Here is a 20,427-nt window from a genome sequence, read left to right on the forward strand (position 1 = left end):
TGGAACGATCTCTAACATATAGACCGATATAAATCAGCCCATTCAGGATTCAACGTGGCGATCAGATCTTCTTTCTTCTTTCGTGTCCACGCTTTAATTTGTTTCTCTCTTGTAATAGCAACCACAATATCGGAACAAATCTCATAATAGACTAATTGATTTACATTATATTTCTGGGTAAATCCTAACTGTGCCTTGTTCTTATGCTCATAGATACGACGTACTAAATTATTGGTTACTCCAGTGTAGAGTACTGTGTGATGTGTATTAGTTAAAAGATAAATATAGTATTCCTTGCTCATAGATATTCTCGCGACAATATTGGACTTTATGGTGTTTATTTATTTCCTAATAAATCGCAGGTATGCTACCAAAAAACTACTTGCCAGTCTTTATTTATTTTCTGGTTGTCGGTATTCGGCATCGCTCAGTTGTAATATTTTTGTCAAGATCGTTCCATATTTGGGGAGATTCCTCGCTACGCTCGGAATGACATGGTGGGCTCGGAATGACACGGGTGGGCTCGGAATGACACGGGTGGGCTCGGAATGACACGGGTGGGCTCGGAATGACACGGGTGGGCTCGGAATGACACGGGTGGGGCGGAATGACACGGGTGGGGCGGAATGCTAGGAGTAATAAGACCAATATCAATGCAAAATAACCCGTAATGCTTAGCTGAATTACGGGTTATTTTAGAAATTTAAAATAAATTTTCTTCTATGAATGGTTGTTGTTGCTGCTGTTGTTGAGGATCATTCGTAGCATTATAAATAGGGGCCGGGTCTTGCTCTGCTGGCACCTCTTTATCGCGGAAATACTCAATGATTCCATTTTCTTGGTTTGGCTTAGCAAGCAATCCACTAACTGGATCAATACGAACAGCGACAACATTGTCAGGTTGTTTGACTTCTTTTTCTGGTTTACCTTTCAATGCTTCTTTCATGAAATCTATCCATAGAGGTAATGCAAGTCCAGCCGCATATTCATGTAGCGATTTAGGATTATCAAATCCTACCCATGCTGTTACCACTATATCCGGAGTAAAACCAGCGAACCAAGCATCTACTTGATCATTGGTTGTTCCTGTTTTACCTGCAATGTCCTGACGATTAAGCACCCTTGCTGCACGTGCTGTACCATGTTGGATAACATCTTTCAATGCAGAGTTCATTAGAAAGGTGATATCTTCTGGGATGACGCGCGGCGCTGTTGTAGACGCATCGACCTTGTTGTTATCACAAGGATTGCACACCACTGTTGGTTTTGCTTGTAGGAGAACTTTACCATCAGTATCAGTAATATGATCGATGAGATAAGGTTCTATTTTAAAGCCGCCGTTGGCAAAGACAGCATAAGCAGCAGTAAGATCCAGAGGACTTACCGACATGGTGCCTAGAGCTAAAGATAAACCTTTAGGGAGCGCTTTTTTATTAAATCCAAAGCGAGTTAAGAAATCTATAGTGTAATCTATACCTATGTCATCAAGAATTCTAATAGATACTAGGTTTTTAGATTGAACTAGAGCTTGTTTTAAACGGGTAGGGCCGTTAAATTTGAGGTTCACATTATGGGGGCGCCATAGATTAGGTTGGCTGGGATCATCAACAACGATAGGCGCATCATTAATTAATGTGGCCAAATTATAACCATTATTTAAAGCGGCCGCATAAACAAAAGGTTTAAAGCTAGAGCCGGGCTGCCTGCTCGATTGAGTTGCTCGGTTAAATTTACTTTTTTGGAAGTTGAATCCGCCAACTAGAACTTCTATAGCGCCATTTTTAGGATTAAGAGCAACCATAGCTGATTCGGCTTCTGGAATTTGAGCCAATTGCCATTTGCTATCGGTTGAGTGAACATAGACTATGTCTCCAAGTGCAACAACTTGTTGTGCTTTACGTGGAGATTTTCCTACCCAGCCATTTTTGAGAGCTGGTCTCGCCCATGATAAACCTTCCCAGGGGATGATAATGGTATGGCCATTCTGCAGGGCTGCTGTAGCTTCCTTTTCCCTTACATCGATAATAACTGCAGGAACTAAGGTATTTAGTTCAGGGTATTGTGCAAGGTGCTTTTGTCTAGTTTTAGGAGACTGGCTGTCTTTTTCGCCAATATTGGCAATTGGGCCTCTATAGCCATGGCGGTGATCGTAGGCTATTAGATTTTTTTCTACTACTTGATTCGCGATATTTTGTAGTTTGCCATCGATGGTTGTATAGACTTTATAGCCTTTGGTATACGCATCAGGGCCAAAATTATCGTATAAAGATTGACGTATCATTTCAGCTACATAAGGAGCTCGTACTTCAATATTGGTTCCATGATATTTTGCAGTAATGGGTTGATTAATCGCATTTTGATACTGCTCTTCATTGATGTAATGTTCTTCTAATAAGCGCTCCAATACATGGTCACGGCGTTTTTTAGCCGCCAGGGGGTTGGCAATTGGGTTTTGCGTTGAAGGAGCTTGAGGAAGACCTGCTATCATAGCAAGCTCTGCTATATTGAGCTCTTTAAGTGGCTTTCCAAAATAAACCATCGCTGCAGCACCAACACCGTAGGCGCGGTTACCTAAATAAATTCGGTTTAAATAAAGCTCTAAGATTTTTTCTTTACTTAATTCCCTGTCTATTTTAATAGCCAGCATGATTTCATTGAATTTACGTAAGAAAGTCTTTTTCCTGCTTAAGAAGAAGTTACGAGCCACTTGCATGGTGATAGTACTGCCACCTTGAGATTTGGTACCTGTTTTGAGCATACGTACCGTGGCACGTCCTAGACCCATGATATCAACGCCGGGGTGCTCAAAAAATCGTTGATCTTCGGTGGCAATTAAGGCATGAATTAATGTTTGTGGGATTTCATCATAGGTCACCGGAATACGTTTTTTCTCGCCATATTCTTGAATTAATAAGCCTTCTTTACTAAAGATCTGTAGAGGTACTTGTAACTGCACTGTTTTCAGTGAGTCTACATTGGGTAGTTGGCTTTCAAGATAAAGGTATAAAAGACTACCGGCTACTAATAAAAGAAAAACTAGGCTCATCAGCGCCCAAAGACCCTTACGCCAGAAGTATGCCATTTTTTTCATAGAGTTTAATTACTGTTGAATATGAATAGTGCAACATTATACAGTGATTTTGTACAATATTGCGAGTTTTGTAGGGAAAAAGGCTGCATATGAGGGAGAGATTGTATGTTTCATTGATCTATTATATAGAACAGATCAATGAAACGTGGGTACCTCATTCTATACCTATTGTTGGTGATCTTGCTACGGTTGCTTCTTGTGTAATTTCTTGTTTTTGCGTCAACAATCTTTGAGCATACATTGCACTGAAGAAAGGGCCGTATGTGCCAAATGTAGTTAATGGCTTGTTGCCGTTTTGTTTTTCGAGTCGAGTTATTGTTACTTTTTGTTTTTGGATAGTCTCTTCATTCTCACTAGCAGTTTTTTCTAAGGCTCTTATCCGTGCTTCAGCTTCTTCTAACTTTAGTGCTAAAGTTTCTGCTGTTCTACTTGGTTCTATTGGTTTAGATTCGGTTTGTCTTAGTTGATCAGTCAATGACTCAATAGTTTGGGCTTGTTCTCTTATTGTGGCATTAGCCTGCTCAATCTTTGGTTTCAGGTCTTCTTTAATTGTTGTTTCCAGTCCGGTTATTTGTTCTTGGAGTTTTACATTTGTTGCTCTAAGTTCTGGAACTGATAAAGCATTCTCATGTCCAGTGCACAGATCTTCAGCTAAAGCAGCGATTTCTTCCTGAGAAGTATGGACAGTAACATTTAGTCTCAACAATACTTCATCTTTTAGAAGCTCACCTGAGTTACATAAGGAAGGGCCGTAATAAGCGTCATTTTTTAAACCGGGTAGTGAAACCTCTTTAGGCGGAGTATTTGTACCTTCAGGAGTAAGTTCACAATATCTTACGTTGAGGGTTTTACTTTTACCTGTAATTATCAATTGTTGGAAATCGCTTAGCATGTTTTTGATTTGTTCTTTATATTTTATCAATTGACTATCACCAAATGATTTTTGTTGGCTTTGCATTAAGTTAAGGAACTTAATTTGATGCAGGATATAAAAGAGGAGCGGTCTACGCAGACGATAGGTATCAGTGCATTCTTTAATTAGCTCGGTAAGGCGTTTATCATATGAGGGCTCTTCAGCTTTCATTATTAGTGTTGCTATTCCACGAGATTTGTTTAATCGAGCTTGAGGTATAGTCTCAGTAACTAATACATTGGTGCCTTGAGTATCGTGGTAGGTGACTATAAGTGCTGCAAGTGAATATATTAAATCTTCCAATCTTGTCATGTAAAACTCCTTTTAACCCTGAAAGTGAAAATTCAAAATGAAAAAATCCATTACAAATTGCTATTTCACTATATTAAATGTTTTTATGGAGTGCAAGTGTTTCTGACTAAGTACATAATTAAGAAAAAACGTACAATTTGTTATTTGTTTTTTATATGATTTACCAGAAATTAAGAAGGTATTGAAAAGACAGACTATGTCTACAAAATTAAATTATAATGTTTTCATTAAAGGGGCAAGACTTTAATGCTTGTTTTTTCGTGGGAAGCAAATGGAGCTACATCAAGGTTTGGTATAATTACCTTGAATTAGGTTTTGTCGGGCAATTTTTTGCCCGACTTTATCAGAATGGATGCCGCGAATAAGTCGTAGCACGTTGATGGTAGACGTGAATGGTCAATACGCTCTAAACCTTTGGTGTAGAAGATGGTTTAACAAAAGTGTTATATAGTTCTTGTCCTTCTACTAATAAGCCGCCAGCAATAGTCGTTGTTACCGTTCGAGGAAGAGCGCCTTTAAAATAAAATGAAAAACGCTGCAAAACACTCGTCGTTGGCTTTTGATTCCAAATATCTTTGGCATGTTGGATATAACTTTTTATTGGAGTCGGTTCAGTAAGTCCTAGCTGTTTTTTCGAACGTAATTGATTCAATGGAGTACTCAGCATGCCATAAGAACCTGCGGTTAATATTAACGCTAATCCTTCAGCGTGCTCTCTTTTTAGTCCTCGCTCACTAAAGTAGGAAGCAAGTATAGGGATTGCCGTTAAATAGATGGTAGACCAAGCCCCCTCACGGAGCATTGTTGCGGTTCCCCCTTTAAACAAAGAAGCATAACCATGATGTTTTATCATCATTTCTCGGGTTTTTTTTGATGAGGGTAATTTTGCAAATTGTTTGTTCTGCGCTACGGCATCAAAAGGCGTGTTTGCCAAACCAGAGAAAGCTCCTGCAGTAAATGAGGTTGCAAAATCATAAAAGGATGAGGTTTGACCTGAACTAGGCTGTAACAATCGTTTGATGAAAAAAACCGTAGCGTAAGAGGGAACTGCAGAGCTTGCGTATTCAGTTGCTCCTGCCATCGCATTACGCCATACCATAGGTTTATCATTCATTACATGATTGGTCCAATTGAGCAGGGGAGTAACTGCTGCCATAACGCTTGCACCTAAGAGCGGGCCTTGTACAAAAGGGAGTTGCGCTATTTGTTGCCAGGCATACAGCTTGGGTTGTTCTGTTTTTTCTTTCATAAGCCATCCTTAAAAACTATTGATTAAGTGTTTTAATAGTTCTGCGGGTACATCCACGCCTAGCAGGCGCAGACAATAATCCCACTAGGCAATAGGCTCGAAAATGAGGACAATAATAGAAGAAATAAAAAGACCCACCACCTGAGAAGGCATAAATTTAATTATGTTGAAATAAGGCGAGTTGGTCATTTAGGTGATTTAATGTGTATTTTATGTTCTTTTGAACCTATCATGTTATTTTCTATAATGCAAGAGAAAAATAATTAATTTTTCAATCATTTATATGCATGAATGTCACGAGCAAGTGGAGGTACTTTGGCAGAAGGGAATGGTTAATACGACCTATCTTTTGAATAGATCCCTATTATTTGAAAAAGGTTCCAATTTTTAATGGGTTACGTTACTATTTTACCGTAATAACTGCGTCTAAGTTTTATTTTTGTAGCCATTACGAGTGCTGCTCAGAGGACATAGGGAGATTAATGTAAGTGCTCAAACTCTTTAGACCCCAACATCATTCAGTTTTGGGAATAGACATCAGTTCATCCGCGGTGAAAATCTTAGAAATTTCTGGTTCTGGAGAAGCGCTATGCGTCGATGGTTACGGGCGTGAAAACTTGCCCCCTTTTGCTCTCGACGGCAATTTGATTAAAGATACTGAAGCCGTTGCCAATTGTATCAAGAAAGTACTCTTAAAATCACGATTAACTTCTAAGAATGCGGCATTAGCAGTTCCTGATTCTGTGGTCATTAATAAAGTAGTGCAGATTAATGATGGTCTCAATGATCAAGAAATGGAAGAACTTGTTATTATTGAAGCAGATAAATATATTCCCTATCCTATAGATGAAATTAACCTTGATTTTGAGATTCTGGGGCATTCTGCTAAAAACTCAGCCATGTTAGATGTGTTAATAGTCGCGTCAAGAGCAGAAAATGTTCATCGTAGGGCTGAGGTTGCTGCTCTTGCTGGTTTGACTGCTACCATTATTGACGTAGAGTCTTATGCGGTAGAACGAGCCGCTCTGCAGCTAGCAAAGGACTTACCAGCAAGCGGACAGGATAAAATAGTCGCTATTGTCGATATTGGAATGCGGTTTTGTCATTTGTTTGTTCTTGATGGCATGAAGTTAATCTTTTCTAGAGAGGAAAAGTTTGGCGGTATGCAGCTGATCGAGGCCATTGCCGAACACTATAAAATGACTCCAGAACAAGCAATGGAGGCAAAAGAACAAGGAACGCTACCTAATGATTATGATTCCGAAGTACTAACACCGTATAAAGAAATGCTCTTGTTACAGATTAAGCGCACTTTGCAATTTTTCTATTCAACAAGTCAACATGGTTTTGTTGATCACATTTTATTGGCAGGAGGTGGGGCAAGACAGTATGGGTTAGATACTTTAATTCAAGAGCAATTAGGAGTTATGACTACTGTTGCCAACCCTTTGGCTCGCATGTCTATGAACAAAACGATTAATCTTGAGGCTATAAAGAATGATGCTCCTGCATTGATGGTGGCTTGTGGATTAGCTCTAAGAAATATAGAGTGAGAAAATGACACATATCAACCTTCTTCCGTGGCGTGAACAACAAAGAGAACAAGAAAAAAAGTATTTTATTGTTCTGTTAGCTATAGGGGCACTAATTTCTGGCTTCATAGTATTTCTTATGAATTATTATGCTTCCGATCTTGTAAGTGATCAAACAAACCGTAATACAATATTACAGAAAGAAATTAAGATTTTAGATGATGAGCTAAAAGAAATTAAGACATTAAAACAAACCAGACAATCATTAATTTCTAGAATGTCCATAGTTCAGAATTTGCAATCGACTAGAACTTTAATGGTTCATCTATTTGATGAGTTAATTAAAGTTTTACCTCCTGGAGTTTATGCCACTAAATTGGAAAGAAAGAATGATATAGTAACCCTTTGGGGATACACTGAATCTAATACCAATATTTCTATTTTAATGAGAAACATAGAAAATAATGCTTGGATTCAAAATCCTGGGCTAACAGAAATCAAAAAAATGGAAGAGACGCAACAGCCTGCAAATAATGAATTTAAGTTAAGTTTTGTACTTAAAGCAAAATATTAGGCTGATAATAAATTATGAACTCAATTAACCTTAATGAATTAACACTCGATAATATTGGCCAATGGCCTATGCCCGTCAAAATTGGGGTTATTTTGGGGATTAGTATTTTAATTATTGGTCTAGGCTATTTCCTTATAGTGAAGTCTAACTTTGAACAATATGCAACGTTACAAACGAAAGAAACCACATTGAAATCTGAGTTTGAATCCAAGCAACATCAAGCCTCTAATTTACAGGCATATCGCAATCAACTGCAATTAATGAATGAGCGATTTGGGGCAATGTTAAGGCAATTACCAGCAAAAAATGAAATGCCTGGGTTACTGGAAGAAATCTCTAAGACAGGGGTTGCTTCAGGATTAAAATTTGAATTATTTGCTCCACAACCCGAGGTTCAGCATGATTTTTACATCGAGCTACCTATTAAAATTACGGTGGAAGGAAATTACATGCAGTTAGCGCGGTTTATGAGTCGCGTTGCTGAAATGAATCGTATTGTCACTTTGCATGAATTTAGTATCGAAGGGGTATCTTCTAAGGATCACAAAATCGTTTCAGAAGATGAATTAGTGATGAGTCTCACTGCTAAAATATATAGATATCGCGCCCAATGAAACTATTACCTTTTCATGTTTTATTAACAGTTCTTTTTTCATCATTACTGAGTAGCTGCGCTGATGATAACAGCGATTTGGTGAAATACATTAATGACGTGAAGGCCAGGCCTCCTATGAAAATTGAGCCTATCCCTCAATTTGCTCCTTTACCCATATTTAAATTTCCTGAAAATGACAATCGACGTAATCCATTTAAGCCTATTGATCAAAAAAAGAGAGCTGATTTATTGGCGCCAGATCAGAAGAGAGTCAAGCAGCCTTTAGAAGCATTTCCATTAGATTCCTTGAAATTTGTAGGTACACTGAAGGAGGGACGTGCGATATGGGCATTAATAAAACGACCTGATTTGCAAATAAATCGTATTCGAGTGGGACAATATATGGGACAAAATTATGGTCGTGTTGTTTTAATTAAAAATGATGCTCTTAAATTAGAGGAAACTGTAAAAAATTCAGGGACGTGGGAGAAGCACATCACCACAATTAAGTTGTATACCGGAACGGATAAGTAGGAGTATAGGTTGAGACGGTTAATTGCTATTTTGATTATAATGAGTGCTAGTTTAGGTGTGGCATTTTCTAAAGATAATTCACTTAGGTCAGTAAAAATTATTCCTTTGCCAGAAGAGAAAGTACGTATTGATTTTGAGTTTTCTAAGGTTTTAAAGCAATTGCCAGCAAGCTTTATTACGCAACAGCCGCCTCGGTTAATATTAGATTTTATCAATGCAGATATTCAATTACCTCTAAATGAGAAAACGAAAGAAGTCAAACTAGGTTCTTTAAATACTTATAATATAGTGGCTGTGGGGGACAGGATTCGAGTGATGCTAGACTTGCAACGTACAGTTTCATACTCTGGAAGTGTGGCAGGGACTATTTACAGTCTCATTTTAAATGGTAAAAGTAATGAGCTATTTGCACCTACCAAAAAGGTTTTTATAACAAATCAGGTCGTTAATGCTAAACATGAGATCAATCATATAGATTTTCGTGGGATAGAAAAGCAAGGGGGACGAGTTCTCATTGATGTATCAGACACTAGTATTCCTATCGATGTAACTCAATCGGGCAAAGAGGTGATCGTTAATTTTTTAAATACCAAAATTCCTCCTAGGTTGATGAAGCGTTTTGATGTCGCTGATTTCCATAGCCCTGTACAAGTTGTTACTTTTCAGCAAGAGGGGAAAAATGTACGTATGACTGTGGTCAATAAAGGAGTTTATGGTCATTTTGTTTATCAAGTGAATAAACAATTTATGGTTGATATTTTTCCTTTGACAGCAGAAGAAATTCAACAAGAAAAAATGAAAAAACAGGTGTTTACAGGTAAGCGAATTTCATTGAATTTCCAAAATATTAGTATTCGTGCTGTATTGCAATTACTGGCTGATTTTACTGGGATTAATATAGTCGTTAGCGATAAAATTAAAGGAGACATTACTTTAAGATTAAATGATATTCCATGGGATCAGGCTTTAGATATTATCTTGACAACACAAGGTTTGGATAAGCGTAAAACTGGCAACGTGATGTTGGTTGATACCAAAGCGAACCTTGATAAAATGGAGGAGTCTAAATTAAAAAGTCAGCAGATTATTGCAAGATTAGAGCCTATTCGTTCTGATCTGATACAAATTAATTATGCTAAGGCAGCGGATTTGGCTATTTTAATCAAAGACAAGCAGAACTCACTTTTATCTGAACGAGGTAAAATCAGTGTCGACGTTAGAACGAATACTGTTTGGATTCAAGATACTGCAACAAAAATAGAAGAAGTAAGGGAGTTAGTAAAACAATTAGATGTTCCAGTAAAACAAGTACTCATTGAGGCTCGTATAGTAGAAGTATCTAAAGATTTTAGTCAGGATATAGGAATACGATGGGGTATTTCCAAACCATCCGCTTTGAGTGGAACCTTAGCTGGAGCTAACCAGATGCAGCAAGGAGTTACGCCAGCTAACGTAACTCCATTTACTGATAGGTTAAACTTGGATCTGGTAGCGGCTCCAGCAAATTTGGTTACCCCTGCTACTGTTGGTCTAGCCTTAGCTAAAATAAATGATAATATATTACTTGATTTGGAACTTTCCGCCTTAGAAAGTGAAGGACGCGCTGAATTAATCTCTAGTCCGCGACTTATTACGATTAACCAGCAATCTGCTGTAATTGAATCAGGGCAGGAAATTCCGTATCAAGAAGCGACATCTAGCGGGGCAACTGCAGTAGCATTTAAAAAGGCCGTACTTAGTTTAAAAGTAACGCCGCAAATTACACCCGATAGTAAAATATTAATGGATTTGCAGATTAATCAGGATACAGCGTCTCCCCAGACTTTTAATGGGGTTCCTGCTATTTTGACTAAGGAAATTCAAACAAATGTTTTAGTGAATAATGGTCAGACTATAGTGCTTGGAGGGATCTATACTCAAGATAAGACCAAATCAATTAATAGAATACCTTTCTTTGGGCAACTGCCTGTAGTAGGTGTTTTATTTAGAAATACGCAAATTGGATTAAAAAATGATGAGCTGTTGATTTTTATTACGCCAAAGATTATAACCAATTCTTTATCAATCACGACTATTGAAGGAAGAGAGAAGGAGGTATACAAGTAATGAAGCAATTTTGAGATGAGTTATGTAAATAATTTGATGGGTTTTAGAGCCTATCCGTTGTAGAATGTAGCGAAAATTTAGTTTGTGATAGAATAGTTTCTCTAAATAAGCTAAATAATATGAATTCTCGATTTCAGATGATGCTCTACTTTATCTGAACTGTTGGTTTTTATTAAATATCATAAATCAACTAAGACGTTTATCTAATTTATTGTTATAATGAATTGATCACTTATGACACTATAGTTTAAGAGGTATGTAAGAAAAAATGAGCATAGTTAAAGTACGAAATATTTTTCTCATTGGTCCCATGGGTGCTGGAAAAAGTACTATAGGCCGTGCTTTGGCAAAGGAGCTCAAGTTAGAATTCTTTGATTCGGATGAAGTCATAGAAGAGCGTGCTGGTGCTGATATATCATGGATTTTTGATATAGAAGGTGAAGAGGGGTTTAGACGTCGTGAGCAGAAAGTTATTGATGAATTAACTCAAAAGACAAATATTGTTTTAGCTACAGGCGGCGGTGTGGTTATTACTCCTGAAAACAGAAATGCCCTTGCAGGTAGGGGAACAGTAATTTACCTAAAAACTTCATTACAGCAACAATTTGAAAGAACCAAGCGCGATACCAAACGTCCCTTATTACAGACAGAAGATCTGGAAGGGCGATTAGAATTATTGAGAGACGAGCGAGAGCCTTTTTATGATGAGTTGGCTGATGTAAGCTTTGAAACCGATAAATTAACGGTAAAAGCTGTTGCTAATAACATAATAAAATATATTTATGGCGAAATTTGAGGTTTATGAACAAGTTGATGTCTCTTTACTTGGATATCAATACCCTATAATTATTTGTCGAAATGGTTTGGATAATTTCGGGCTGTTGCAAAGTTTTGTGGCATCACAACAAGTTCTTATAGTCACCAACGAAACCATTGCACCATTATATTTGAAACATGTGCAATCCGTTTTTTCAGCGATTCAGTGTGATGTAGTGGTTTTACCTGATGGTGAAGAATATAAAAATAAAGATAATTTATTTGCCATTTATGATGCATTAATTCAAAACAAGCATCATAGAGACTCTACTCTTATTGCGCTTGGAGGAGGAGTGATAGGCGATTTAGCTGGCTTTGCCGCTTCTACGTATCAAAGAGGCATTCCTTTTGTGCAAATACCCACTACCCTGTTAGCGCAAATAGATGCATCAGTTGGTGGAAAAACTGCGATTAATCACGCTTTAGGCAAAAATATGATAGGTAGTTTTTATCAACCTCGTGCTGTTCTCATTGATTTAAACACATTAAATACTTTGCCAGAAAGAGAGTTTAGATCAGGGTTAGCCGAAATGATAAAGTATGGTTTACTGGCTGGCGGTGATTTTTTTAATCAACTTTTTCAAGCACTAAAAGAGGGACTAACAGTACAAAGTCCTCAATTAGCCAGTTTGATCACTCAATGTTGCTATATTAAGGCGAAATTTGTTGAAGCTGATGAAAAAGAAACGGGACAACGTGCCTTATTAAACCTCGGCCATACCTTTGCCCACGCCCTAGAAGCTTATACCCATTATGAGCATTGGTTGCATGGCGAGGCGGTTGCTATTGGATTGTATTGCGCTGCTGTTTTGTCTTTCAATAAGGGCCTGGTTGAGATGCAGGTTGTTGAGCAAATAGAGTTTATGTTGCGCTATGCCGGATTACCACATAAAATTCCCTCGTTTATCGATTTAGAAAAATTACGCGATTTAATGAGTTTAGATAAAAAAATAAAAAATAATTGTTTACGCTTTGTAGTGATTAAAAAGCCAGGCGATTGTTATCTTGATGACAAGGTATCAGAAGACTGTTTGCATAATACTCTCATTACAGTGGTCGAAGGAGAATAAGAATGAAAGAAGGAAAGATCCAGCTTGACGTATCCGCTGCCAATCAACCACGAACATTGTTTAAACCAAGCTCCTGGCTTACCAAAATAGATTTTATTAATCATTTGATTCTTTTTAATAATGTATTAATTACTATTTTATCTGAGAAAAGCGGCGGGAAAACTTCTTTTAGTACTTTATTGCAGAATAATTTAGATCCGCAAATAAAATCAGTCTCAATGACGATTCAACCTCCATGTGATAGAGAAACAATTATTAATAATATTGCTACTCAATTACATTTAATTAATGATGCTCAAACTAATTTCGCATCAATAGTAGCGCAAGTTAATGAACGTAAAGCGCATGTATTGCTTCTTATTGATGATGCGCAAAATTTACCTGAATCTTTGATTAAAGAAGCAATGTTAGCTATTAAAAATCAGGACAGTTTTGGCTTTTTTCATCTTTGCCTTGTTTCGGATTATTCTGTAGTGGCAACTCTTAATAGTTTAGCTGCAGAGCAATTTAATAACTTAATTCATACTATAGAAGTAGGGCCTTTGAATGAGAGTGAAACAAGGACCTATATATTACAGCGCGCTATGGCAGCGCATCTGATTAATAAGCCGCTTACCGACTCACAACTTAAACAGTTTTATCAACAAACTAAAGGTCATTTAGCAAAAATCAATAATAATCTGGAGTCATTTATATTTAAATGTTCTACCCAGAAAAAACAGAATAAAACTTTAATATTAAAGAGAGTTAGCCTAGCGGTTATTGCCGCTTTTATGATGGGCGGCACTTATTTCTATTATGATAGAATAGATAACAATCATTCTATTTCAGATCTGCTTCAAGCTTCTGCTTCATTTCAACATTCAGAGCTTGTGAAACAAGAGCCAATAAAACACCCTGTGCAATTAGATAGCTACATTGCGTCATGGCAAGATTCTTCGACTCGGCAATTAGTGCATTATGCTTTACCTAAAAAACAAATATTAGAGGGTTTAGATGATTCTGAAGGAAATATCAATACCGTGGCTCTTGTTGATAAAGTTGTAGTCATTCCTACTATTAAAATCAAAACACCAGAAGAACAGCCTATTGCGTTAGAAACGCAGGAGGTTCTAGAGTCAACGCTTGTTTCAATTAAAATGCCAGAGCCCGAGCAAGAGGTTAAAAAGCCTGTTGTTAGCCTAGCTCAAAAGCCTACTGGTAACTTAGCCGCCGGACGTTATACTATTCAAATCGTTGCAAGTCATAGAATCAGTGATATACATCTTTTTAGAAAAAATCATAATTTGGCAGATAAAACAAAGATTAGACATTTTACCAATGCTAAAGGAAAATGGTACATATTGACTATTGGTGATTATGAAAGCAGAAATAAAGCACAACTTACGGCTAAAGAATTACCGGCTCATTTAGCCAAATTAAAGCCATGGATTAGACCAGTATCTGGCCTGTCAAATATAGGGTAAATAATTTAGTTTCTGGGAAATTAAACTTAAATCTGCTAATCTTAACTTAGGGAAGAATAATAAGGGGAAAATGATGTATAAGCGGGTGTTATTTGCCACTGATTTTGATGAAGTTGGAATTTCTGCGGCTCATAAGGCAAAGAAAATAGCCGATGAAAATGGTGCCGATTTAATATTGGTTCATGTTGTTGAGCCGATTCCTGCCTATGCTTATCCAGGATTTGCTGGTTTTGCTGAAGTTGAATTATCTATTCGCGAACAAGCGGAAAAAGAATTAAATGATTTAGCTGAGAAATTAGGTGTGGATGAGAAACATCGATTTATTGAGTTTGGCTCTACTAAAAATGAAATATTAAGAGTAGCCCAAGAGCATAAAATTGATTTAATAGTGACTGGTAGTCATGGAAAACATGGTATTGCCTTATTATTAGGTTCTACTGCAAACTCGATTTTGCACCATGCTGAATGTGATGTGTTAATTGTTCGACCTAAAGTGGTTCATCAGTAGTTATTAATTGTATCATAATTCTTTTTTCCCATCGTCATCTTGAGCTTAGTAAAGGATGACGATGTGAGGGACAGGATATAAGACGTCTTTTTATATATCCTCTTACTGCGAGCTAAAGATTGATTATAGCACTTATAAAATCATTACCTTAGCTGTTCGTCTTTACCGCTTGATATGAATTTCATTACTGAGTCATGCGCTTATTCACTTAATACAACAACTTTTTCAGGATTTTCTGTTAATTTTGCTTCCAATTGCTTCCATTTCTTTTTGAATTGCAGCTAATGCAGCTAAGATTGTAATAAGAGTAATAGTCTAGTTAATTAACACAAAAGCTGCAGAATGTCTGAATAGTCCAACATTAAAAGTTAAATTAACGACTCCTCCTTTATTAAGTCCCTATTTCTCAAGAAGCAAGAAAACCAGTATACTCTATGTCTTTGATATCAATAATCGAATTACTGAATGAAATTGTTACGCGGTGTGCAGCATTTTGCTGAGTTTGATAAAGGTGTGGTAGCTACTATTGGTAACTTTGATGGTGTTCATTTAGGACATCAACGGCTTATAAGATCTTTAAAAGATAAAGCAAATCAAATGAATTTACCTTGTGTATTGATTTTGTTTGAACCACAACCTAGAGAGTATTTTCAAAAAGAGCGGGCTCCTGCAAGACTTTCCAGTCTAAGAGAAAAATTAGACATACTAAAACAATGTCGCATTGACTATGTTTATTGCATTAAATTTGATAAAGCTTTTGCTCAAACGACAGCCTCTGATTTTGTTCAAAGATACTTATTTTCTGTAATGAAGGTGAAGTATCTTCTTGTTGGCAGAGATTTTCAATTTGGGAAAAATCGGGAAGGGGATGTCGCCTTATTACAGAATTTTGGAATGAAACATGGATGTGAAGTACAAACTTACCAAGATTATTGTATTAAAGAGGAAAGAGTAAGTTCCACAAAAATTAGGACATCCCTACAACAGGGGAATATAGAATTGGCAGCTGAATTTTTAGGCCGACTTTATAGTATATGCGGTCGTGTAATAAGAGGGGATGGTCGAGGTAGGCAATGGGGTATTCCTACAGCAAACCTTAGTCTTCATCGTATATCATTACCTCTTCAGGGCGTTTTTGTAGTTGAAGTACATAGAGGAGCCAATGTAGTTCAAGGAGTAGCAAATATAGGTAAACGCCCTACTGTAGATGGCACTAAAAATATTTTAGAAATCCATTTGTTTGATTTTGATGATTCAATTTATGGCGAGTTGTTGCAAGTGTTTTTCTTGCACAAATTGCGTGATGAGGTTAAATTCACATCAGTGGATGCTTTGATTACTCAGATTCATAATGATATTGTGGCGGCAAAAGCATTTTTAAACCCAGAAGTGTAGTACACTTTACTATTGGGGTTTTATGAGCCCGTCAAGACTTAACGATTTGCAGGTAAACACCTATGGCTGAATATAAAGATACTTTAAATCTTCCTAATACTTCCTTTCCAATGAAAGCAAGTTTAGCAATGCGTGAACCAGAAATGCTTGCTAACTGGCAGGCAAAAGGAGTCTATGAACAGATACGCAGGGCCAGAGCTGGAAGTAAAAAATTTATATTGCATGACGGTCCTCCATACGCTAATGGACACTTACATTGTGGGCATGCGTTAAATAAAATCCTTAAAGATATCATTATTAAATCTAAATCTTTTAGCGGTTACGATGCTCCTTTTGTCCCAGGTTGGGATTGTCATGGTTTGCCTATAGAACTTAATGTAGAAAAAAAGATTGGTAAGGCGGGAGCTAAAGTATCAGCAAGAGAGTTCCGGGTTAAATGTCGGGAGTATGCTGCGAGTCAAATTGATATCCAAAGAGAAGAGTTTCAGCGTCTTGGTATTCTAGGTGATTGGTTTAATCCTTATGTCACTATGGATTTTAAGTATGAAGCTAATATAGTTCGTGCTTTAGGTCTAATGATTAAAAATGGTCACTTACAGCAGGGATTTAAACCCGTACATTGGTGTATAGACTGTGGTTCTGCATTAGCTGAGGCAGAAGTAGATTATGAGGAAAAAACCTCACCTTCTATCGATGTTGCTTTTGTAGCGGCAGAGCCAGAAGAGTTTATCAAGCGTTTTAAAATAGATGTAGAGGTTAAGCCTTTAGCTCTTCCTATCTGGACCACAACTCCCTGGACTTTACCTGCTAATGAAGCCGTATGTTTGCATCCTGAAATCGAATATTCTTTAATTGATGCTGGCAATGGTTATCTTATATTGGCCACTGATTTAGTAGAATCAGCTATGGAGCGCTACGGAATAAGTAATTATAAGTCGTGCGCTAAAGCGCAAGGAAAAGTTTTTGAACATTTAAAATTAAAACATCCATTTTATAAGCGTCAAGTCCCTGTAGTTCTTGGTGAGCATGTAACTACTGATTCAGGAACAGGAAATGTTCATACTGCTCCTGCACACGGACCAGATGACTATATGGTAGGGAAATCGTATAACTTGCCGTTAATCAATCCGGTTAAAGCTAATGGTTGTTTTGCTGATGATGTACCGTTGTTTGCTGGTCTTTCTGTTTTGAAAGCTAATGAGCCGGTTATGGAGGTTTTAGCAGAAGGTGGGGCATTGTTAGCGAAAGAAACTATTAGACATAGTTATCCTCATTGCTGGCGACATAAGTCTCCCATGATATTTCTTGCTACACCACAGTGGTTTATTTCCATGGAGAAAAATAACTTAAGGCAAGCCATTTTATCTGAGATTGATAAGGTGAATTGGGTTCCTGACTGGGGTAAAGCACGGATTGGTGGGATGGTTGAGAGTAGACCTGATTGGTGTATTTCAAGACAGAGGGCTTGGGGCACCCCTATGCCTTTGTTTGTCCATAATACGACTAGAGAGCTTCATCCAAACACTTTAGAAATTATAGAAAAAGTCGCTTTAATTATTGAACAATCAGGGATAGATGCTTGGTTTGAGCTAGATGCTGCTGAATTGATAGGCGAAGACGCCGCGGTATATGACAAAATTACCGATACTATGGATGTTTGGCTTGATTCAGGGGTTACGCATTATTGCGTGTTGAAACATAATAAAGATTTAGAATTCCCTGCTGATGTTTATTTTGAAGGTTCGGATCAACATAGAGGATGGTTCAACTCTTCTTTAACTACATCAGTAGCCATGTATGGGGTTGCGCCTTATAAAACGGTATTGACTCATGGTTATACTGTAGATGCTGAAGGTAAAAAACTTTCTAAATCTAAAGGTAACTATGTTGCCTTGGATAAATTAATCGCACAACATGGGGCAGATATATTAAGGTTATGGGTGGCTTCTACTGATTATCGCCACGAGGTCAGCATTTCTGAAGAAATCATTAAACGGAATGCAGATGCTTACAGAAGAATTCGTAATACAGCCCGCTTTTTATTAGCTAACTTATTTGATTTTGAGCCTGAGCGTGATAGCGTTTCAGTAAATGATATGTTGGAATTGGATAGATGGGCCCTAAAACGTTGTCAGATGCTGCAAAATGAAATTATCGCTGCTTATGAACAATATCAGTTCCATGTGATCTATCAAAAAATTCATAATTTCTGTGCTGTAGATATGGGGAGTTTTTATCTGGATCTGGTTAAAGACAGGCAATACACTACAGCGAAACAAAGCAAAGCCAGACGCTCTTGTCAAACGGCTATGTATCATATAGTTCGGGCATTTACTCTATGGTTAGCCCCTATATTGTCGTTTACTGCAGAAGAAATATGGCAATCAATACCAGGAAATAAAGGCGAGTCTATCTTTATTGAGCATTGGTATGAGGAGTGGCCATTAGTCGATGCAGTGGATATGGGCAATTGGGATGAGTTACATTTAATCCGTGATGAAGTGAATAAAGCTTTAGAGGAAACAAGACAAAAAGGTGTCATTGGTTCAGCCTTAGCAGCAGAAGTAACTTTGTATGCAGATTCTAAGGCACTACCGAAATTGACTCGCTTGGGAGAGGAGTTGCGCTTTTTATTGATGACTTCTGGTGCTGTTGTTCATCCTATGAATCTTGCTCCTAAAGAATTGACTGCAACTGAATATGGGGTATCTATTGCCGTAGCAGCAAGTACTTTCGAGAAGTGCGCTCGTTGTTGGCATAGACGTTCAGATGTTGGACAGAATAAGGAGCATCCAGAGTTATGTTTACGTTGTGTTGGCAATATTAGTGGACAGGACGAAGAGAGGCATTTTATATGAAGAAAGGGTATTGGTTTTTATTTAGCTTACTCATAGTAATTGTTGATCAAGTAAGCAAATACTGGGTTGCGATTGCATTAACACCTTATAAACCAATGCCTGTGATTCCTATGTTAAATATTACCCTGGCTTATAATACTGGGGCTGCGTTTAGTTTTTTAAGTGGTGCTGGTGATTGGCACCGCTGGTTTTTTGCCGGATTTAGTCTGATTGTCAGTATTATATTAATAATTTGGTTATATCGTACTCCTAATCAAGATCGACTCCAATCTGCGGGCATCAGTCTTATTTTGGGAGGGGCTGTTGGCAATTTGATTGATAGAGGATTTGATGGATATGTAGTTGACTTTGTTGATGTTTATTATAAAAACCATCATTTTGCCACTTTTAATCTTGCAGATAGCGCTATTTGTGTCGGCGCTGCATTTTTGGTTTTAGATTTATTGCTTAAGAGAGAATGATTTTTCATGCTTGTAGATTTGGCCCATAGTAGTTAAGTATCGATGGAGTACCGATGGAAAATTCAAACATACCATACAGAAAATTATGGCGTGCTAGAAAAGAACGCAAAATCGCGGGAATTTGTGGTGGTTTAGCCAATTATTTTAAAGTAGATCCAGTCTGGATACGTTTAATTTTTGTGCTTTTCTTTCTTGCCGGAGGCTCTGCGCTTTTTGTTTATCTTTTCATGTGGTTAATTGTTCCTCTTGAACCAGAAGAGAAGTCAGAAGGGAGTTAATGGCATCAACTTAGCAAGTAGGTTGGGTCATGACCCAACCTACTTGCTGCTCAAATCCTCATGTGACTTTTGTGCTACTTCCGCTTCCGCTCCTCTTCGCACGTTCCTCAGTACAGCGAGTTTGGACCTAGGCCTATTTTAGACGAATTACCGGCGAAAGCCGGTATCCATAGGGTGTTGAACGATTGATGGACGTCGATTTTCATCGGCAATTCGTAAAGATCCAAAGTCGATACGGATCTATGCGGTGCTTGCTTAGAAAAGTTTTCTCACAATCCGTGCTCAAATCCTCATGTGACTTTTGTGCTACTTTCGTTTCCGCTCCTCTTCGCACGTTCCTCAGCACAGCGAGTTTGGACCTAGGCCTATTTTAGACGAATTACCGGCGAAAGCCGGTATCCATAGGATGTTGAACGATTGATGGACGTCGATTTTCATCGGCAATTCGTAAAGATCCAAAGTCGATACGGATCTATGCGGTGCTTGCTTAGAAAAGTTTTCTCACAATCCATGCTCAAATCCTCATGTGACTTTTGTGCTACTTCCGCTTCCGCTCCTCTTCGCACGTTCCTCAGCACAGCGAGTTTGGACCTAGGCCTATTTTAGACGAATTACCGGCGAAAGCCGGTATCCATGGGGTGTTGAACGATTGATGGACGTCGATTTTCA

At 37.8% G+C, this 20,427-nt stretch carries 17 protein-coding genes; 13 read left to right on the forward strand and 4 right to left on the reverse strand.

Going from position 1 to position 20,427, the window contains the following annotated elements:
- Positions 1–11: 11 nt before the first annotated feature.
- From LFA_RS04440 to LFA_RS04455, 4 genes are all read right to left on the reverse strand, one after another.
- Positions 12–302, reverse strand: a complete 291-nt coding sequence (locus LFA_RS04440) for a GIY-YIG nuclease family protein (RefSeq protein WP_065814359.1) — start codon at positions 300–302, stop codon at positions 12–14.
- Between the two features lie 401 nt (positions 303–703).
- Positions 704–3,091: a penicillin-binding protein 1A gene (locus LFA_RS04445; protein WP_045095101.1), complete on the reverse strand. Its 2,388-nt coding sequence runs from the start codon at positions 3,089–3,091 to the stop codon at positions 704–706.
- A gap of 154 nt (positions 3,092–3,245) precedes the next feature.
- Complete coding sequence (locus LFA_RS04450) at positions 3,246–4,316, reverse strand: hypothetical protein (protein WP_052673854.1); 1,071 nt, start codon at positions 4,314–4,316, stop codon at positions 3,246–3,248.
- Between the two features lie 406 nt (positions 4,317–4,722).
- On the reverse strand, positions 4,723–5,565 hold the full coding sequence (locus tag LFA_RS04455) for an MC/SLC25 family protein (RefSeq protein ID WP_045095102.1): 843 nt from the start codon (positions 5,563–5,565) through the stop codon (positions 4,723–4,725).
- Positions 5,566–6,053: 488 nt separating this feature from the next.
- Here LFA_RS04455 and pilM point away from each other — a divergent pair, with 488 nt between their 5' ends.
- The 13 genes from pilM to LFA_RS04520 all read left to right on the forward strand — a co-directional run bounded on the left by pilM (position 6,054) and on the right by LFA_RS04520 (position 19,758).
- Positions 6,054–7,118, forward strand: a complete 1,065-nt coding sequence (gene pilM, locus LFA_RS04460; RefSeq protein WP_045095103.1) for a type IV pilus assembly protein PilM — start codon at positions 6,054–6,056, stop codon at positions 7,116–7,118.
- A gap of 4 nt (positions 7,119–7,122) precedes the next feature.
- Entirely contained in the window at positions 7,123–7,671 is a 549-nt protein-coding gene (locus LFA_RS04465) for a PilN domain-containing protein (RefSeq protein ID WP_045095104.1), read from the forward strand.
- Between the two features lie 14 nt (positions 7,672–7,685).
- Entirely contained in the window at positions 7,686–8,285 is a 600-nt protein-coding gene (locus LFA_RS04470) for a type IV pilus inner membrane component PilO (RefSeq protein ID WP_045095105.1), read from the forward strand.
- The gene (locus LFA_RS04475; protein WP_045095106.1) at positions 8,282–8,800 is read left to right on the forward strand and encodes a pilus assembly protein PilP; all 519 of its coding nucleotides are present in this window, start codon (positions 8,282–8,284) and stop codon (positions 8,798–8,800) included. The genes LFA_RS04470 and LFA_RS04475 overlap by 4 nt, the downstream gene beginning before the upstream one ends.
- 9 nt (positions 8,801–8,809) lie before the next feature.
- Positions 8,810–10,906: a type IV pilus secretin PilQ gene (gene pilQ / locus LFA_RS04480; protein WP_045095107.1), complete on the forward strand. Its 2,097-nt coding sequence runs from the start codon at positions 8,810–8,812 to the stop codon at positions 10,904–10,906.
- A gap of 268 nt (positions 10,907–11,174) precedes the next feature.
- Entirely contained in the window at positions 11,175–11,702 is a 528-nt protein-coding gene (gene aroK / locus LFA_RS04485) for a shikimate kinase AroK (RefSeq protein WP_045095108.1), read from the forward strand.
- Positions 11,689–12,792 (forward strand): 3-dehydroquinate synthase, encoded by a 1,104-nt coding sequence (aroB, locus tag LFA_RS04490; protein WP_045095109.1) that lies wholly within the window; start codon positions 11,689–11,691, stop codon positions 12,790–12,792. The genes aroK and aroB overlap by 14 nt, the downstream gene beginning before the upstream one ends.
- 2 nt (positions 12,793–12,794) lie before the next feature.
- Positions 12,795–14,258, forward strand: coding sequence for an SPOR domain-containing protein (locus tag LFA_RS04495; RefSeq protein WP_045095110.1), 1,464 nt, complete (start codon positions 12,795–12,797; stop codon positions 14,256–14,258).
- Positions 14,259–14,331: 73 nt separating this feature from the next.
- Positions 14,332–14,766, forward strand: coding sequence for a universal stress protein (locus tag LFA_RS04500; RefSeq protein ID WP_045095111.1), 435 nt, complete (start codon positions 14,332–14,334; stop codon positions 14,764–14,766).
- Between the two features lie 465 nt (positions 14,767–15,231).
- Positions 15,232–16,161 (forward strand): bifunctional riboflavin kinase/FAD synthetase, encoded by a 930-nt coding sequence (gene ribF / locus LFA_RS04505; protein WP_045095112.1) that lies wholly within the window; start codon positions 15,232–15,234, stop codon positions 16,159–16,161.
- Positions 16,162–16,223: 62 nt separating this feature from the next.
- Positions 16,224–19,019 carry an isoleucine--tRNA ligase gene (gene ileS / locus LFA_RS04510; protein ID WP_045095113.1) on the forward strand — a complete coding sequence of 932 codons (2,796 nt, stop codon included), beginning with the start codon at positions 16,224–16,226 and terminating at the stop codon, positions 19,017–19,019.
- The gene (gene lspA, locus LFA_RS04515; RefSeq protein ID WP_045095114.1) at positions 19,016–19,480 is read left to right on the forward strand and encodes a signal peptidase II; all 465 of its coding nucleotides are present in this window, start codon (positions 19,016–19,018) and stop codon (positions 19,478–19,480) included. The genes ileS and lspA overlap by 4 nt, the downstream gene beginning before the upstream one ends.
- Before the next feature lie 53 nt (positions 19,481–19,533).
- Positions 19,534–19,758, forward strand: coding sequence for a PspC domain-containing protein (locus tag LFA_RS04520; RefSeq protein WP_045095115.1), 225 nt, complete (start codon positions 19,534–19,536; stop codon positions 19,756–19,758).
- Positions 19,759–20,427: the final 669 nt, after the last annotated feature.

It is taken from the genome of Legionella fallonii LLAP-10 (genome assembly GCF_000953135.1).
Classification (GTDB): domain Bacteria; phylum Pseudomonadota; class Gammaproteobacteria; order Legionellales; family Legionellaceae; genus Legionella; species Legionella fallonii.

Excerpts from the sequence above, each read along its gene's own strand:
- LFA_RS04450 (WP_052673854.1), bottom strand. The coding sequence starts at position 4,316 with ATGACAAGATTGGAAGATTTAATATATTCACTTGCAGCACTTATAGTC.
- LFA_RS04455 (WP_045095102.1), bottom strand. The coding sequence starts at position 5,565 with ATGAAAGAAAAAACAGAACAACCCAAGCTGTATGCCTGGCAACAAATA.
- LFA_RS04495 (WP_045095110.1), top strand. The coding sequence starts at position 12,795 with ATGAAAGAAGGAAAGATCCAGCTTGACGTATCCGCTGCCAATCAACCA.
- ileS (WP_045095113.1), top strand. The coding sequence starts at position 16,224 with ATGGCTGAATATAAAGATACTTTAAATCTTCCTAATACTTCCTTTCCA.
- lspA (WP_045095114.1), top strand. The coding sequence starts at position 19,016 with ATGAAGAAAGGGTATTGGTTTTTATTTAGCTTACTCATAGTAATTGTT.
- LFA_RS04470 (WP_045095105.1), top strand. The coding sequence starts at position 7,686 with ATGAACTCAATTAACCTTAATGAATTAACACTCGATAATATTGGCCAA.
- LFA_RS04475 (WP_045095106.1), top strand. The coding sequence starts at position 8,282 with ATGAAACTATTACCTTTTCATGTTTTATTAACAGTTCTTTTTTCATCA.
- LFA_RS04440 (WP_065814359.1), bottom strand. The coding sequence starts at position 302 with ATGAGCAAGGAATACTATATTTATCTTTTAACTAATACACATCACACA.
- LFA_RS04445 (WP_045095101.1), bottom strand. The coding sequence starts at position 3,091 with ATGAAAAAAATGGCATACTTCTGGCGTAAGGGTCTTTGGGCGCTGATG.
- aroB (WP_045095109.1), top strand. The coding sequence starts at position 11,689 with ATGGCGAAATTTGAGGTTTATGAACAAGTTGATGTCTCTTTACTTGGA.
- aroK (WP_045095108.1), top strand. The coding sequence starts at position 11,175 with ATGAGCATAGTTAAAGTACGAAATATTTTTCTCATTGGTCCCATGGGT.
- LFA_RS04465 (WP_045095104.1), top strand. The coding sequence starts at position 7,123 with ATGACACATATCAACCTTCTTCCGTGGCGTGAACAACAAAGAGAACAA.
- ribF (WP_045095112.1), top strand. The coding sequence starts at position 15,232 with ATGAAATTGTTACGCGGTGTGCAGCATTTTGCTGAGTTTGATAAAGGT.
- LFA_RS04520 (WP_045095115.1), top strand. The coding sequence starts at position 19,534 with ATGGAAAATTCAAACATACCATACAGAAAATTATGGCGTGCTAGAAAA.
- LFA_RS04500 (WP_045095111.1), top strand. The coding sequence starts at position 14,332 with ATGTATAAGCGGGTGTTATTTGCCACTGATTTTGATGAAGTTGGAATT.